Source organism: Actinomycetota bacterium (genome assembly GCA_019347575.1).
Taxonomy (GTDB): domain Bacteria; phylum Actinomycetota; class Nitriliruptoria; order Nitriliruptorales; family Nitriliruptoraceae; genus JAHWKY01.
On record JAHWKY010000029.1, the window covers coordinates 1 to 16,847 of the forward strand.

The window sequence follows — 16,847 nt, forward strand, 5'->3', positions numbered from 1 at the left end:
GATCGGCTTCATCGCCCCGCCCACGCTCGGGTTCACCACCGCCGACGTCGGCACGAACGAGGCGATCGACTCCGATGCCGACCCCGCCACCGGCCTGACGGGCGTCGTCGCGCTCTCGGCAGGCGAGACCGACGACACGGTCGATGCCGGTGTGCTCGGCGACGGCTCGCTGGGTGACCTCGTGTGGAACGATCTCGACGCCGATGGGGTCCAGGGCGCGGGGGAGCCCGGCGCCGAGGCGATCACCGTCGAGCTGCGCGACACGGGCGGCGCGGTGCTCGCGACGACGGTGACGGACGCGCTCGGCAGCTACACGTTCGCCAACCTCCTCCCGGACACCTACGTCATCGCCGTCCTCGCGCCACCGGACGCCACCTTCAGCCCTCAGGACGCCGCCACCGCCACCGAGGCGACCGACAGCGACGTCGACGCCGCAGGCACGGTCACGGTGGCGCTCGCAGCCGGAGAGGTCAACCCCGACGTCGACGCCGGTCTCGTGTCTGGTGGAACCGTGGGCGACCACGTTTGGAACGACCTCGATGCGGACGGCGTCCAGGATCCGGCTGAGCCGGGGGTCGCCGGGATGACGGTGAGGCTGTTCAACTTCGCGGGCAACCAGCTCCTGGCCACCACGACCACCGACGCGGACGGGCGGTACGTGTTCAGCGGCCTGCTGCAACTTCGCTACCAGATCGAGTTCGTCCTCACCTCCGTCCCCGGAGCGACCTTCACCGTCATGGACGCCGGCAGCGACGACACGCTCGACAGCGACGCCCACACGACTACCGGTCGAGCGACGGCCGACCTGCGCACGGATGCCATCGACCTGAGCGTGGACGCCGGACTGATCGGCAGCTCGGCCCTCGGCGACCGGATCTGGAACGACCTCGACGGTGACGGTCTGCAGGACGCCAGCGAGCCAGGCGTGGGTGGGGTCATCGTCGAGCTGCGTGCCGCCGACGCCACCACGATCCTCGCCTCCACGACCACCGACACGGCCGGAAGCTACGGGTTCGACAACCTCGTCGCCGGTGATTACGCCGTCGCGGTCCAGATCCCGTCGGGCACCTCCGCGTCCCCAGCGGACGCCGCGCCGGACGACATCGACAGCGACATCGACCCCACGGGGGTGGCCACGCTCACCCTCGCCGTCGACGAGGCCGACGACACGATCGACGCCGGACTGGTCGGAGGTGCATCAGTCGGGGACCGTGTGTGGAACGACGTCGATGGCGATGGTGTGCAGTCGCCGGGCGAGACCGACGTAGCCGGCATGACCGTCAACCTCCGTGACGCCACCGACGACTCCGTGCTCGTGACCACGGCCACGACGGCCGACGGCACGTACACGTTCAGCGGGCTCGTCCCGCGCACGTACGTCGTGGAGTTCGTCGGCGCCAGCGTTCCCGGCTTCGCGGCGTTCACGACACCCGACGTCGGCAGCGACGACCTCGACTCGGACGTCGACGCTGCCGGGCGGGTCACGGTCGATCTCGGGGCGGTCGGCAACACCGTCGACGTCGACGCCGGGGTCCTCGGGGACTCGTCCATCGGCGACCTGGTCTGGAACGACCGCGACAGCGACGGCATCCAGGACCCGGGCGAACCTGGTCTCGATGGCGTCCTCGTGGAGCTGCGCTCCAGCGCCGGCAACACCGTGGCCTCTACCGTCACGGACCTCGATGGCGCTTACGAGTTCACGAACCTGCTGCCAGGTACCTACCGCATCGCGGTCACCGACCCCGACGGTCCTGGTGGCTTGCGGTTCACGCTCCAGGATCAGGGCAGTGATGACGCCGTCGACTCGGACGTCGACGCGAACGGCGTCAGTCTGCTCTTCGCTCTCCCCGCGAGCACGGCGCTCGACACGCTGGATGCGGGCATGTTCGTGCCACCCCTGGTCCAGGTGACGAAGACGTCGTCCGAGGGCGGGACGACCCGCCCCGGGACCCGCATCACGTACACGATCAGCGTGGCGAACAACGGCGACGCTTTGTCCGACGCCGCGGTGACAGGTGTGCTTGTCAACGATGACCCGCCGGTCGGCACGACCGACGACACCTCCTTCACCATCGACGGCGTGCTCCAGCCCGCAGGGACCACCTTCCCCATCGCACTCGGCGATATCCCGCCGGGTACGACCGTCACGATCACGTTCGCCCACACGCTCCCGACGCCCCTGCCCAACGGCACGACCGTGACCAACGAGACGTCGATCACGACGACCAGCCCCGAGCTCGACCCAGGCTCGGTGACCTCCGCTTCGGTGACCGACACGATCCGCTCGGCGCCGGCTGGTGCTCTGACCAAGACCGCGGACCCGCCGGGCGGGACCCTCGTGACGCCTGGGCAGGTCATCACGTACACGCTCACGCTCACCAACACGGCGGCGGGCGATGACATCTGGCGCGACGTGCTCGTGGTGGACGACGGCCCCGGCGACAGCGCCCCGTACGTCCCTGGCTCTGCCCGTCTCGCATCGGCGCCTCTCCCCGACGGGCCCGGTGCGACCAACCCGTTCACCAGCGACAACGGCGGAGTGATCGTCGGCGACCTGGCTCCGGCTGACAGCGTGGTGGCCAGCTTCCAGGTCCGCCTGCTCGACCCCCTGCCTCCGGGGACCATCCTGTCCAATCTCGCCATGGCCAGCGGGACCAACCAGGGGCCGCTCTTCAGCAGCGTCACGCACACCGTGAGCGTGCAACCCGGCGTCTCGCTCACCCCGGACGGTTCATCCTCGACCGAGCCCCCCGCGACCGTCGTCTACGTGCACACGCTGCGCAACAGCGGCAACGTGACCGATACCTACGACCTCTCGGCGGCCAGCGATCAGGGCTACGCGGTAACGCTCGTACACGACCTCGACGCCGACGGCGTACGGGATGCGCCAGAACCGACCATCGCGGTCTCCCCCGCGCTGGCTCCGACCGAGAGCATCCAGCTCCTGACGATCATCGAGGTGCCGCCGGGGGTGGTGTCGGGGACCATCGACACGACCACCGTGGTCGCGACCTCTCGCACCGACCCGAGCCGGACGGATGAGGCGTTCGACATCACGACCGTGCTCGCCGGCCAACTCGAGGTCACCAAGTCGGTCACGCCCGCGAGCAGCGCGGTCAACCCCGGACAGGAGCTCGAGTACACCATCGTCGTCCACAACCCCGGCGGCGCCCCCGCTCGGAACGTCGTCCTCGTGGACGAGACCCCCGGCGGGACGACGTACCGCCAGGGCACGACCCGAGTGGACGGCGTCCCCGAGCCAGATGGCTCCTCGGGTGACCGCAACCCGCTGTCCTCGGCTAACGGTGGCGTCGCGCTCGGCGACCTGGCGCCGGGGGCCAGCCGGACCGTCGGGTTCCGGGTCCTCGTCGGCTCCGAACTCCCCGACGGCACCTTCATCGTGAACACGGCGACGGCGACCGCCAACGGAGGGCTCAGCGCCTCGGGATCGGTCTCCCAGATCGTGTCGCTGAGTCCCGTGCTGGACATCCAGAAGACCGCGACGCCACCCGGAGGGTTGATCGAGGCGGGCGACGTCATCACGTACTCCATCCAGGTTCGCAACATCGGCAACGCGGACGCCACGCAGGTGCGCGTCACCGACGATCCGCCCGCGGCCACGACCACCTACGTCCCCAACTCGACCCGTCTCGACGGCACACCCATCGCCGACGCGGTCGGAGGCGACCCCAACCCGCTCGCCGCGGCGAACGGCGGCGTGTCCCTCGGCGTGCTTGCGCCCGGGTCGGCGGGGCACGTGGTCACCTTCCAGGTCCGCGTCGCCGACCCGCTGCCCGACGGCACGCTGATCACGAACACCGCAGGCGTCGCCAGCGCCGAGGGTGTCACCGCGACGAGTCTTCCCGTCACACACGAGGTCGACGTCGCCGTGGCGGTCACGCTCGAGCCGGACCGTTCGAGCGACGTCGAACTGCCGGGTCAGGCCGTCTACCCGCACACGTTGACCAACGACGGCACCGCTGCGGAGACGTTCGAACTCGCCACGGCCTCGTCTCTGGGCTGGACCGTCACCCTCTACCGGGACACCGATGCGGACGGCGTGTGGGATCCCGCGACGGAGACCACGGTCATCTCCTCCAGCGGGCCGGTCCCCGCGGGTGGGCGGTTCCACTTCATCGCCGTCATCGACGTGCCCGTCACCGCCATCCCTGGTGACCGTGACGCCACCACGATCACGGCGACATCGACCTCGGACCCGGCCGTCTCTGCGAGCGTCCGCGACCTGACCCGCGCGATCGCACCCCGCCTCTCCGTGGTCAAGGCGGCGACCCCGAGCGGCGACCAGGTCAACGCGGGCCAGACCATCAACTACGCCATCACGATCCGCAACCGCGGTGCCGCGACGGCTCGCGATGTCACGATCGTCGACGACACGCCGACCTCCACGACCTACGTCGCCGGCAGCGCCGCGGTCGATGCCACCAGCGTGCCCGACGGCAGCGGCGGTGACGGCAACCCGTTCTCGACCACCAACGGCGGTCACGTCATCGGCGATATCGCTCCCGGAGATTCGGTGGTCGTCACGCTCGACGTCCGGGTGTCACCGACGGCTCCGAGCGGCACCCTCATCTCGAACGAGGCGACGGTCAGCGCCACCGCAACCCCGCCGACCACCGTCTCCAAGCAGCACACCGTCGCTCCCGGTCCGGTCCTCGACGTCGTGAAGACGGCGGATCCGGACGAGGCGTCCTCGCTCACCGCGCGCGACCGCGTCCGGTACCGCGTCTCCGTGCGTAACCTCGGGGATGCGACGGCGAACGGGGTCCGCCTCGTCGACGACACCCCCATCAACACCCAGTACGTGTCGGGCAGCGCGACCCTCGACGGAGTGGCCGTACCGGACGCGTCGCCCGACCCCAACCCGTTCTCGTCGCTCTACGGTGGCATCCCCCTCGGCAACCTCGCCCCCGGCGCCCCCCCCGTGATCGTCGAGTTCCAGGTCGAGGTGCTCGACCCGGTCCGTGACGGGGACGAGGTCACCAACGTGGCGGTCACGACCTCGGTCGACGGGGCGAGCGGATCGTCGGCGCCGGTCGTTCACGACATCGACGTGACGCCCGCCGTGACGGTCGCCCCGAGCGCCTCCGCCATCGCGGTCTCGCCCTCGTCCCTGACCTACGCCGCCACCGTCTCGAACACCGGCGATGTCACCGATGTCTACGACCTCGATGCGGCGAGTTCGCGCGGCTGGACGGTGCGTGTGCACGCGGACCTCGATGGTGATGGCGTGCTCGACACGACCGACCCCGAGATCACCAACACTCCCGGTCTCGGTCCCGGCGACACTTACGACGTCGTCGTCGAGGTGGTCGTTCCCGACCAGGTGTCCGTGGGACTGACCGACGTCACCACGCTCACCGCGACGTCGACACTCGACGACACGGTCCTGGCGACCGCACGGTTCACCACCCAGGTCGTGGCGGCGCAGCTCGAACTGACCAAGACCGCTGCACCGTTGTCGCTCAGCCCCGGAGTCGTCTCCACGTACACGCTCACGGTGTCGAGTATCGGTGCCGCCACGGTCAACGGCGTGCGCTTGTTCGATCCCACCCCGGCCGGGACGACCTACGTAGCTGGATCGACACGGCTCGACGGGGTTCCGGTGCCCGATGGGGCCGGTGGGAGCAACCCGCTCACGAGCGGCGTCAACCTCGGTTCGCTGGCGCCGGGCCGTTCGCGCGTCGTGACCTTCGCGGTCGTGACCGGATCCGATCCGAGCCGGACCGTGGTGGTTAACAGCGCCGACGTCACCGCGACGGACGCTCCAACGGCGCGGGCGGGCACGGTACAGCCGGTGAGCTTCACCGCGGGGGTGGACGTGACGCCGACGGTCACGGCCACGGTCCCCGCCGGCAGTTCGGGAGCCCTCCCACACACGGTGACCAACACCGGCGACGTCCCCGACGAGATCGCCATCGACGCCACCAGTGGACTGGGGTTCGCGGTCGATCTCATCGAGGATCTGGATGGTGACGGGGTGGCCGACCCGGGCGAACCGCCGCTCAGTGGCCCCGTCGCGCTGGACGCCGGTGCGAGCATCGCGATCGTCGTGGTGGTCACGGTCCCGCTGGGCGCCTCCCCCGGCATCGTGGACGAGGTCACCGTCCGGGCGACGTCCATCAGCGATCCCGCGATCTCCGTCACCGTCGTCGACACGATAAGCGTCGTCGCCCCGGCGTTGACCGTCACCAAGACGTCCTTCCCGGAGGCCGTGGTCAGCGCCGGTGAAACCGTCCACTTCGAGGTCACCGTCACGAACGCGGGCTCCGCGGTCGCGGAGGACGTCGGCGTCCACGATCCGGTTCCCGCGGGCACCACGTTCGCCGGCAACCTCACGGTCGACGGCGCCCCGGTCGACACCACCTCCGGCAACCCCCTCGGGGAACTGCCGGGGCTGGCCGTGGGTGATCTCGCATCCGAGCAGACCGTGGTCGTCGGGTTCGATGTGCTCGTCGACCCCGCGCTCACCTCCGGAGCCATCGTGACCAACATCGCGGAAGCGATCTCGGCCGATGCCGGCTCGGCCACCTCGGCTCCGGTGTCACTGACCGTCACCGACCGCAGCCAGCTGACCATCACCAAGACGTCGGATCGAGCGCAAGAGGTCGCGGCCGGCGACGTGATCACGTGGTCCCTCACGATCGTCAACATCGGGACGGCCGAGGTCAGCCAGGCCATCGTCCGCGATCCCCTGCCCGCGGGCACCGCCTTCGTCACGGGCTCGTCGCGCCTCGACGGCGCTCCCGTCCCTGACGATGCGGTGATCGGCACCGGGCTCGACGTGGGCCCCCTCGCCGGCGGCCAGGCACGGCAGCTGACGTTCCAGACGACCGTGCTCGATCTCGCTCCGGGCACGGTCGTGCAGAACAACGCCATGGTCTCCGACGCCGCGACCGGGACGGAGTCGATCTCGAACATCATCGGTGTCCTGGTCGTGGCACAGCTGCCGGCAACGGGTCTGGATGCGTCCCGTACCCTCGCAGGGGCCACCGTGGTGGTAGCGCTGGGGTGGTTGCTGTTGTTCATCGCCCGCCCCGCTCGGAGGCCGGACCCCGTACCCGTCGACGGGCGGGAGCGAGAGGAGCCCCGCCGTGACCGCCGAAGGCGCCGCTGATCGAACGTCGACGCCGTTCATCGCCCCAGCTCCGTGGCGCGTGTACGTCGTCGAGGGAGCCGACCGGCTCGACTACCTCGATGACGTCCTGAGTCAGCAGCTCCGCGACGTCCCGAGCGGGCAGGCGCGGTCGGCCCTCTACCTCGACGCCCACGGCGCCCCGCAGGGGATGTTCGACGTCGTGGCGCTCGAGGACCGTGTCCTGCTCCTCGTACCGGATGCTGAGGACGCCCTCTCGGCAGTCGAACTGCTGGCGAACCGCACGTTCCTGGCCGACGCCACGTTCACGGCCACGGAGTTGCAGGTCCGGGCGCTCCGTGAGCTCGCGGTACCCGACCTCCCCCTGCCCCCGCAGGGCCGCGTGGAGCCGGTCCTGGACACGATCGCCGTGGGGCGTCACGACGGTGCCGATCTCATCGGCTCGATCGACGAGCTCGACGCAGCCGAGCGGCGGCTCGCCGCTCTCGGGGTGGAACGGTCCGACCGGGACCGCCTCGACTCCTGGCGCGTCTCGGCGGGAGAACCCGCGTGGGGGCGTGAGGTCGCCGCACCACACCTGCCCGAGGAGCTCGGTCTGCTGCCGACCCACGTCCACCTGGCGAAGGGCTGCTACCCCGGTCAGGAGGCGGTGGCGCGGATGTGGATGCTCGGGCAACCACGCAGACGCCTGGCGCGGGTCGCGGTCGAAGGACAGGTGCGACCAGGTTGGGAGACGGGTGAGGGCCGTGCGCGGGTCACCGTCACGAGCACCACGGCGGACGGCCGCCAGGCGCTCGCGTTCGTGCCCTCGGGAGCCGGCACCGGCGACACGTTCGCCGGTGACGACGCGACCGTGCGGGTGACCGGGTTCGTCGGCGAGGGCAGGGCCGTGCCCGGGCACGACCCAGCGGTGACCCGTCGCCGCGACCGACGCGTGGGATCGCGGCAGTAGCCTCGCCCGATGACCGCACACGGAACTGACGATCGCGCACGCGCTGCGGGGCGTACGTTCCTCGCCGCCTTCCTCCGAGGGGACGTCCTCGAGCGCGCGACGCGACAGTTGGACGAGCGCTTCGTGGGCCGCCCCGACGAGGTCGTCGAGGCGTTGCGGATCTCGCGCTCCTTGGTGCACGAGCACGCGAAGGTCACCGTGGGGGCGGAGCTCAGCGCGCTGCTCGTCGACCTGCGCCTCAGCACCGACGACATCGCCGATGTTCTCGATCTCGATCCGATGGGAGTTCGGCGCATCGCTCTCCGTGAGGGACTCGACGACCTCGACGCGGCACCATCGCAGGAGGTGGACCTCGAATCCAGGGCTCGCCGTCTGTCAGGCGCGACCTGGCGTCGGTGGGCGGTTCCGGTGGGGCTGGCGCTCGGGGCGCTCGCGCTGATCGTCGTGCTCGGGGGGAGCGGCGGTGGGTCGCTCCGGGTCGAGGAGGCGCGGATGACCGAGACCGTGGACCGGACCGGCGCTCCTGGTGAACCTCGGACGCGCTTCACGGTCGGCGACGACGTGCTGCTGTGGTTCTCCTACGAGGCCGAGGGTGACGCCGACCGGGTGTCAATCACCTGGTGGCGTCAGCGGCGAGACGGCCAGGCCACCCTCTACACCGACAGAAATATCCCTCTCGAGCCCGGCGAGGGCCGCACCGCCAACGTCGCCCTGTCCTCGCTCTACAGCGACGAGCCGGGGTCGTACCGGGTGCAGCTGACCCGTGGCGACGAGGTCCTGACGGACCTCGAGTTCACGATCGAACCCGGGTAGTCAGCCGGTGAGGTCCTCCAGCGCGGCCAGGACCTCCTCAGCGTGCTGCTTGGGCCGTGCCTTCGGCCACACCTTCCCGATCCGACCGTCCGGACGCACGAGGAAGGTCGAGCGGAGTACGCCCTCGTAGGTCCTGCCGTACATCTTCTTCTCGCCCCACGCGCCGTACCGGTCGATCACCTCGCGGTCGGGATCCGCGAGCAGGGTGTGCGGGAGATCGAACTTGTCGCGGAAGCGTGCGTGGGAGGCGACGTCATCAGGACTGATCCCGACGACGGTGGCCCCCGCGGCCTCGAACTCCGACCAGGCATCGCGGATCCCGCACGCCTGGGTGGTGCACCCGGGCGTGTCGTCCTTGGGGTAGAAGTAGATGACCACGGGACCGCCGAGCAGATCCCGCAGCGCGACCCGTTCGCCATCGGCGTCGGGGAGCGTGAACAGGGGCGCCTCGTCACCGGCTTCGAGCAAGGTCACTCCTCGCGTGGCACGTGAGTACCGTACCGTCGCCGAGAGCCGTGCTCGCACCGCGGGCGGAGAGGAGCAGCCGTCGTGACCGCCACGGTCGAGGTCTTCGTCGAGGTCCCCATGGGGTCGCGCAACAAGTACGAGTACGACAGCGCGTCGGGGCGCTTCCACCTCGATCGGATGCTGTTCACGGCGGTCCGCTACCCCGGTGACTACGGCTTCCTGCCTGGCACGCTGGCGCGCGACGGGGATGCGCTCGATGCCCTGGTCGTCCTCGGCGAGCCGACCTTCCCAGGCTGCACGATCACCGCACGGGTGCTCGGGGTCCTGGACATGGAGGACGAGAAGGGACCGGACGAGAAGCTGCTGTGCGTGCCCCAGGACGATCCGCGGTGGCAGCACCTCCAGGTGCTCGACGACGTGCCTGACCACCTGCGGCTCGAGATCGCGCACTTCTTCTCCATCTACAAGGACCTCGAACGCAAGCACGTCAAGGTGCACGGGTGGCGCGGCCGCGACGAAGCGCTCGAGGTGGTCGCCGACTCGCGACGACGCGCGACCGGCGTCGGTCGTTGACTTAGCTGCCCCACCCGAACAGGCGCCGCTTCTTACCCTGATCCTCGCTGGGTTCGGGCGGGGTCTTCGACACCCGCCGGCGCGGCGGTTCAGCCTCGTCGTCATCGTTCTCTTCGTCCTCGAGCGTCAGCCGGGACAGCTCACGGAGCAGCTCGGAGACCTGCGCCGCGCTACGCGGTGCAGACGGCTCGCTCGGTTCGGTCGGCGCCTCAGCCTCCGGCGCTTCCTCGGCTGGCTCCTCGGCGGGGGCTGGCTCCTCGGAGGCTGGCTCGTCGGCGGGTTCGGACGTCGCCGCTGCGCTCTCGGCGACGGTCGGCTCCGGCTCGGCGGCGGCGACGTCCTCGAGGTCGTCGAGCTGGTCGAAGTCGTCCTCGCCCACCTCGGCGAACAGATCCTCGAAGCCCTCGCTCAGCTCGACGTCGCTGGCCATGGCGGGCTGGGGCCCGGGTTCCTCGACTCGCTCGGGTGCGCCGACCTCTGGCGGTGCGGGCTCGGGCTCGACGGCCTGCTCGGGTTGGGCGATCTCGGGCAGATCGGTCGGCACCCACGGTTCCGGTTCCTCGGGCTCCGCAGCCGACGCCGCGGGCCGGTCGGGCTCGGGGCGGTATGGAGGCGGGGCGAGAGCTTCCTCGAGCGCGGCCCCGATGTCGAAGTCCTCCGGTGGCTCGACGTCCTCCGCGGACTCGAGCTCGACCTCGAGGTCGCCGGCGGAGGCCTCGACTGCCGCGCGCTGGAGCTCCTCCTGGGTGTCCACGTCGTCGTCGGGGAGGATCTCGACGGCGCCGAGGAGGGTGAGCCCGTAGACGATCCGTGCGGCCTCGAACTCGCTGTAGCCGAGGTCCGCCGCCAGCTCGCGGACGGAGCGGGTGCCGTCGATGCTCGCGAGCACGGCGAACTCGTCAGGTTCCAGACTGGTCGACATCCCGCCCCTCCCCGTCACGTGGTCGGGGACCGCGTCGAGGTCGGGGATGACGTGCTGGACCTGGTCCCACTCGCTCTGACGTCGCGCGACCGCGACCAGGAGCTGCGCCACGGGGATGTCGACAGGCAGGCTCTCGGCCACGGCGTCGCCAGCGTGGAACGAGTAGACCCCGCGCTCCCACCTGAGGATGTCGAGGAGGGCGTCGAGGATCTGCTCCTGGACGAACACCCGTATCACGTCCTGCGTGACCAGTCCCTCGTCGACCAGGAGCGCCCCGAGCTTGGTGCGCCGGTCGGTGCGGCGCTGACGCTCGAGCGTCTGTTCGAGCTGTTCAGCCGTGACGAAGTCCGCGTTGACCAGTCGGGATCCCAACTGTGCACGGGGCGCCGGCGACATCGCCCAGTAGACGAACCCGCTCCGGAAGAAGATGCGTGCGGTGCCGAGCTCGGACTCGATCTCGAGCGCTCCGGTGGCGTGTGCGTCCGATAGCCCCCGGCACAGGTCGGGGACGGAGCTGTCGGACAAGTGGCCACGCATGCCAGCCATCGTACTGGGAGGGGTCACCGGCTGTGGCTGGCCGGACAACCGCCAGGACGCACGGCGCTACCGTGATAGGTCCGCCGCCGGAGGAGAGACGTGGAGGCTCCAACGACCGTCGCAGGGAGGCCGCTGATCATCACGGTCGCCCCGACCGGTGCCGAGCTGGCGCCCGATGCCCACCCCGCTCTGCCGACGACACCGGAGGCGATCGTCGAGACCGCGGTGGAGTGCGAGGAGGCCGGTGCCCGCGTCGTGCACGTACACGCGCGCGATGGCGAGGGGCGGTCGACGATGGACGTCGGGGTGTTCCGTGAGGTGCTTGCGGGACTGCGGGACCGCACCGAACTGGTCGTGCAGTTCACCACGGGCGGAGCCGTCGGGGACCCCGACGACGCCCGGCTGTCCCCTCTCGATCTGCGTCCGGACATGGCGTCGCTGACGTGTGGGTCGGTCAACTTCGGCGACGAGGTCTTCCTGAACCCGTTCCCGCTGATGCGCCGGCTCTACGAGCGCATGGCTGAGCTCGGGGTCCTGCCCGAGCTCGAGCTGTTCGATGCCGGTCACCTCGTCAACGGCCGACGGCTCGTCGGTGACGAGCCGACCCACCACGTCCACTGCGACCTCGTTCTCGGTGTGCCCGGTGGGTTGACGGGTACCGTGACGGACGTCGTGGACCTCGTGGAACGGATCCCCTCAGGGTGGACGTTCAGTGCCACGGGGATCGGGCGCGCCCACCTCACGGTGACCGCGGCCGCTCTCGCCCTCGGCGGTCACGTCAGGACCGGTTTCGAGGACGTGGTCCACTACGGCCCGGGGCGGCACGCGCGCGACAACGCCGAACTGGTGCAGCGGGTCGTGCGTCTGGGCGACGAGCTCGGTCGTCCCCTGGCCACCGCCGCGGAGACGCGCTCGATCCTCGGGCTATCGTCGGTCGCGAACGCAGCGTGACCGGCTGACCGTTCCACGAAGTGGGGCTTGAGGAGACACCTTCCACTGCCGAAGAACCGAGAGGGGGAACGATGGACGAGGAGGACACCGACATGACCGCGGAGAACGTGAGCAGGCGTCGGCTCGACCGCGTGATGGATGAGGACTACCTCGTGGGGTTGTCCGAGCGTCGCACGGACGAGATCCGCCGGATGCGGGATGAGTGCGAGGAGGAGGAGAGCGGGATCTCCTACGCGCGCCGTCTCCTGCAGGGCAAGCTCGACATCCTGCGTGCGGAGCTCCTGCGGCGCCGCGATGCCGGGAGTGAACGGGCCGCGTCGGTGCTCGAGTCCCTCCCGAGCCTGCTCAGCGATGACGGACCCACCACCTCCCCCGTCCGGGCGCGGGTGCCCCGTTTCCTCGTCCCTCCCTCGGTCCAGCACCACCGGAGGGAGGTCGAGCGGGTCGCCGACGACGACGTGCTGGCGACCATGGGGAAGCGCGAGGATGACGAACTTGCCGAGATCGTCGAGTCCCTGTCGGCGAAGGAGCGCGAGCTGTCCGATCTACGGCGGGGGTTGCTGGACCGCATCGACCGTCTCCAGGACGAACTGGCCGGTCGCTACAAGCTCGGGACGGCGGACGTCGCCGAGCTGCTGGGAGGCTGATCCACCGACCGGAGGTGCTCAAGCAGGCCGGAGGCCGGTAGCACGACCCGGAGGTGCTCAAGCAGGCCGGAGGCCGGTAGCACGACCCGGAGGTGCTCAAGCAGGCCGGAGGCCGGTAGCACGACGGGCCAGTCGTACACTCACGAGCCGAAGGAGGGAGCGTTGTCGCACCGGGTCCTCGTCGCCGATGACGACAACGTGACCCTCGACGTGCTCAGGGCCATCCTCGACCTCGACGAGTTCGAGGTCGAGACCGCCGCCGACGGCACCGAGGCGCTGGAACGTGCGCGGACCGTTCGCTTCGATGTCGTCGTCCTCGACGTCATGATGCCCGGGCTCAACGGCTTCGAGGTCTGCCGCGCTCTCAAGGACGACCCCGCGACCGCCTCGGTACCGGTCGTGCTCCTCACCGCGCGAGACCGTGAGGAGGACCGCGCTGAGGGGATCGCGGCGGGCTGTGACGCCTACCTGACCAAGCCCTTCTCGCCCCTGCACCTCATCGAGGTCCTCTCCGAGCTCGGCCTGGACCGGAGCGGTACCTGATGGACCCGAGCCAGGTCGAGGACCTCGACCGGATGCAGCGCCAGCTCGTCGTGTTCGCCCAGGAGCTGAACGAGGTCTACTCACGCGAGCGGGCTCGGCGTGAGGAGGCCGAGGCGGCCCTAACCGAGCTGCGGCACTCGTACCTCTCGATGGTCAAGACACTCGCGCTGGTGTGTGAGATGAAGGACAACTACACCCGCCACCACCTCGATCGGACGTTCCAGTACGCGGTCGCGTTGACGCGGCGGACGGCCCCGGACTTCAGCAGCGAGGCCGCCGTGCAGTACGGGTTCCTGCTGCACGACATCGGCAAGGTCGGGATCCCGGACGCCATCCTCAACAAGCCCGGTCCACTCGACGACGACGAGTGGAAGGTCATGCGGACGCATCCGCTCATCGGCCTGCAACTCGTCGCCCCCATCAAGTTCCTCGGCGAGGCGGTGCAGATCATCAAGTCCCACCACGAGCGTTGGGACGGCAAGGGCTACCCCGAGGGACGCGCCGGCGAGGACATCTACCTCCCGGCGAGGGTGTTCTCGATAGTGGACACCTTCGATGCCATGACCTCCGATCGCCCGTACCGCAAGGGACTGCCCGTTCACGTCGCGATGGAGGAGATCGAGCGCAACGGTGGCACCCAGTTCGATCCCGACCTGGCGCGTGAGTTCCTCGTGCTGTGCGATGAGCTGCGGCTGACCGAGGGCGGACCGTCCGGGCTGACCCTCGTCAAGTGACCGCATCGGTCCTCGTCGAGACCACCCGCACCGACATCCACACGGCAGTCGAGTCCGTGGAGTCCCGGTTCCACGGGCACGTCGTCGTGACGGGCGGGGACGGGGGCACCATCGCGGCGCTCGGGGAAGCCGAGCGGCCCACGTTCATCCGCTCGGCTGCCAAGCCGTTCCAGGCGGCGGCGTGCCTGGACCTGCTTCGCGGTGTGGTCGCCGACCTCAGCTCCGAGCTCGTCGCCGTGGGATGGTCCTCTCACCGGGCGGAACCGGCGCACGTCGAGGCCGTGGCTCGACTGTGCGACCTCGCTCAGCTCGATCCTCGGGACCTCACCTGCCCTCCAGCCCGCCCCGCCGACGATCCCGCGGCTCCGCTCGCTCCGATCCACCACAACTGCTCCGGCAAGCACGCGTTGTTCGCGGTCACGGGTCGCCGCCTCGGGATCGGGCGCGACGAGCTCCTCGACCCAGCAGGGGCGCTGCAGACGCACGTGCTCGATCGGCTCCAACGTGACATCGGCCACGCGACCGCCGTCGCGGTCGACGGGTGTGGCGCACCGGCGGTGGAGGTCCCGCTGCGCGCCCTCGCGGCCGCGTACGGTCGGGTGAGCATGGCGTCGGGAACCCTGGGGGAGGTCGTCGCGGCGGGGCGCGCGCACCCCCATCTCGTCGGAGGTCGAGGACGCATCGAGACGGCCCTGTTGGCGCACGACGTCGTGGCGAAGGTCGGCGCCGAAGGGGTCTACGGCATCGGTCACGGGGGCGTCGGGATAGCGGTCAAGGTCGAGTCCGGCGTCGTGGAGGCCGCCGCAGTCACGGCGCACCACCTCGTCAGCAGCCTGGGCTGGTATCCCGCTGATGCGTGGTCACCGGACCCGATCATCGGCGGCGGACGTCCGACCGGTCGCTGGCGTGCTGCCCCAGACCTGATCGCGTTCGCCGAGACCCTCGCGTCCCGGGTGGGTTCGGTCCGCAAGGGCGGGTAGGTCAGCACCACGTTGGGTAGCCTCGCACGGCCGAGTCCGAGCGAGGAGCGACCGTGGCCGACGCCGCCGGGGACGACCGGACCTCCGAGTCCGGCGGTCCCTCGCGCCTGCGCGACCTCGGGTCGTACATCCGTGACCAGCGCAACCGCGCCCAACTGTCGCTGCGCAACCTCGCGAAGCTGGCCGGCGTGTCCAACCCCTACCTGTCGCAGATCGAACGCGGGCTGCGCAAGCCCTCGGCCGAGATCCTGCAGGCCATCGCCAAGGCCCTACGCATCTCGGCGGAGACGCTGTACGTCAAGGCAGGCATCCTCGAGGAGCGGGGCGACGAACTCGATGTCGAGGCGGCGCTGGCGCTCGACGGCCACCTCACCGACGCACAGAAGCAGGCGCTCATCGAGATGTACCGCTCGTTCCGCCAGCTCGTCGAGCTCCGCGGTGACGACGAGGAGGCGGGTGGGCTCCGAGGGCTCGTCGAGCGTCTCACGACGACCGGTGACGATCGCGAGGACGACGAGCCCGACACCGCTCCAGACGAGGCCTCCGAGGGCACCGCCTGAGGGAGCGTCAGCTGTCACGAGCAGGAGCCACAGTTGCTCGACATCCGCTCGGTCGACGGCGTTCCCGACGCACGTGAGCTGACCACGTGGAGCGAGCTCGTCGCTGTGGATCCGGACGCCACGATCTTCCACACCCCCCGCTTCCTGAGGGCGTGGTCGGCGGTCCTCGGTGATCGCGTGGAACCACGGCTCAAGTGGCTCTCGCGGGATGGCGCTGTCGTCGGAGTCGTGCCGGAGGAGCTGGAGGACGTCGGCTCATCCGATCGACCCGTCCGTGAGCTGCGGTTCCTCGGCGGTACCGAGGTCACCGACTACGTCGGCCCAGTGGCCGTGCCCGCCGACCGTGGGGCGGTCGCGCAGGCCTGGACCGCATCGCTGCTCGACGACCCCGCCTGGGACCGCGTCGTCGCAGCCGGCCTACCGGAGGACACGGGCTGGGCTTCCCTGATCGAGCAGCATGCCCGGTCGGTCGGCCTGTCGGTGCAGACCGAGACGGAGGACGTCTGTCCCCGCGTTGACATCGCGGACGGGCCCGACGCCTGGCTCGATTCCCTCGGCTCCAAGGAGCGGCACGAGCTGCAGCGCAAGGCGCGCAAGCTCGCCCGTGAGCTGGGTGGACTCGAGGTCGTGACCGCCCCGCCCGACGATGCGCTCGGGGCGCTCGGGTCGTTCCTCGATCTGGCCTCCCAGGCGAGCGGAGCCAAGGGTCGGTTCTTCGTGGACGACCGGATGCGCCGCTTCTTCGGGGCGCTCGTCGAGGAGTTCGCCCCGGACGGCACGCTGCGCATCGACCGGCTCGTCGTCGCCGGCCAGACCGCCGCTGCCACCGTGTCGCTGCTCCACCGTGGCGTGTTCAGCCTCTACAACTCGTCTTTCGACCAGGGATTGGGAACGTACGCCCCTGGCATGGTGTTGGTCACGGAGCTCGTCCAGGACGCTGCCCGCAGTGGCTGCGCCACGTTCGACCTCTTGCGCGGCGACGAGCCCTACAAGTACCGGTTCGGTGCGACCGAGCGTCGGCTCGTCCGCCTGACCCTGACGAGGAGTTGACGG

13 protein-coding genes are annotated in these 16,847 nt (G+C 70.2%); 11 read left to right on the forward strand and 2 right to left on the reverse strand.

What is annotated here, in order from left to right; translation table 11 throughout:
* The 3 genes from KY469_16970 to KY469_16980 form a co-directional block, all read left to right on the forward strand.
* A partial coding sequence (locus tag KY469_16970; GenBank protein MBW3664793.1) for a DUF11 domain-containing protein occupies positions 1 to 7,135 on the forward strand: 7,135 nt, incomplete at its 5' end.
* Complete coding sequence (locus tag KY469_16975) at positions 7,113 to 8,066, forward strand: hypothetical protein (protein MBW3664794.1); 954 nt, start codon at positions 7,113 to 7,115, stop codon at positions 8,064 to 8,066. The genes KY469_16970 and KY469_16975, both read left to right, overlap by 23 nt.
* A gap of 9 nt (positions 8,067 to 8,075) precedes the next feature.
* A complete protein-coding gene (locus tag KY469_16980; GenBank protein MBW3664795.1) occupies positions 8,076 to 8,879 on the forward strand; it encodes a hypothetical protein in 804 nt (267 codons plus the stop codon).
* On the opposite strand, the gene bcp is transcribed toward KY469_16980, so the two are convergent.
* Complete coding sequence (gene bcp / locus KY469_16985; GenBank protein MBW3664796.1) at positions 8,880 to 9,347, reverse strand: thioredoxin-dependent thiol peroxidase; 468 nt, start codon at positions 9,345 to 9,347, stop codon at positions 8,880 to 8,882. It abuts the gene before it with no gap.
* Between the two features lie 117 nt (positions 9,348 to 9,464).
* Here bcp and KY469_16990 point away from each other — a divergent pair, with 117 nt between their 5' ends.
* A complete protein-coding gene (locus KY469_16990; GenBank protein MBW3664797.1) occupies positions 9,465 to 9,920 on the forward strand; it encodes an inorganic diphosphatase in 456 nt (151 codons plus the stop codon).
* 1 nt (position 9,921) lies between these two features.
* On the opposite strand, the gene KY469_16995 is transcribed toward KY469_16990, so the two are convergent.
* The gene (locus tag KY469_16995; protein MBW3664798.1) at positions 9,922 to 11,379 is read right to left on the reverse strand and encodes a DUF4388 domain-containing protein; all 1,458 of its coding nucleotides are present in this window, start codon (positions 11,377 to 11,379) and stop codon (positions 9,922 to 9,924) included.
* A gap of 135 nt (positions 11,380 to 11,514) precedes the next feature.
* On the opposite strand from KY469_16995, the gene KY469_17000 reads away from it, so the two are divergent.
* From KY469_17000 to KY469_17030, 7 genes are all read left to right on the forward strand, one after another.
* A complete protein-coding gene (locus KY469_17000; GenBank protein MBW3664799.1) occupies positions 11,515 to 12,330 on the forward strand; it encodes a 3-keto-5-aminohexanoate cleavage protein in 816 nt (271 codons plus the stop codon).
* Between the two features lie 71 nt (positions 12,331 to 12,401).
* Positions 12,402 to 12,977, forward strand: coding sequence for an aerial mycelium formation protein (locus KY469_17005; protein MBW3664800.1), 576 nt, complete (start codon positions 12,402 to 12,404; stop codon positions 12,975 to 12,977).
* Between the two features lie 162 nt (positions 12,978 to 13,139).
* Positions 13,140 to 13,520 carry a response regulator gene (locus KY469_17010; protein ID MBW3664801.1) on the forward strand — a complete coding sequence of 127 codons (381 nt, stop codon included), beginning with the start codon at positions 13,140 to 13,142 and terminating at the stop codon, positions 13,518 to 13,520.
* Positions 13,520 to 14,254, forward strand: a complete 735-nt coding sequence (locus KY469_17015) for an HD-GYP domain-containing protein (GenBank protein MBW3664802.1) — start codon at positions 13,520 to 13,522, stop codon at positions 14,252 to 14,254. Before KY469_17010 ends, KY469_17015 begins: the two co-directional genes overlap by 1 nt.
* Entirely contained in the window at positions 14,251 to 15,234 is a 984-nt protein-coding gene (locus KY469_17020) for an asparaginase (GenBank protein ID MBW3664803.1), read from the forward strand. Before KY469_17015 ends, KY469_17020 begins: the two co-directional genes overlap by 4 nt.
* A 107-nt stretch (positions 15,235 to 15,341) precedes the next feature.
* Positions 15,342 to 15,794: a helix-turn-helix domain-containing protein gene (locus KY469_17025; GenBank protein ID MBW3664804.1), complete on the forward strand. Its 453-nt coding sequence runs from the start codon at positions 15,342 to 15,344 to the stop codon at positions 15,792 to 15,794.
* Positions 15,795 to 15,827: 33 nt separating this feature from the next.
* Positions 15,828 to 16,844 (forward strand): GNAT family N-acetyltransferase, encoded by a 1,017-nt coding sequence (locus KY469_17030; protein ID MBW3664805.1) that lies wholly within the window; start codon positions 15,828 to 15,830, stop codon positions 16,842 to 16,844.
* Positions 16,845 to 16,847 lie beyond the last annotated feature (3 nt).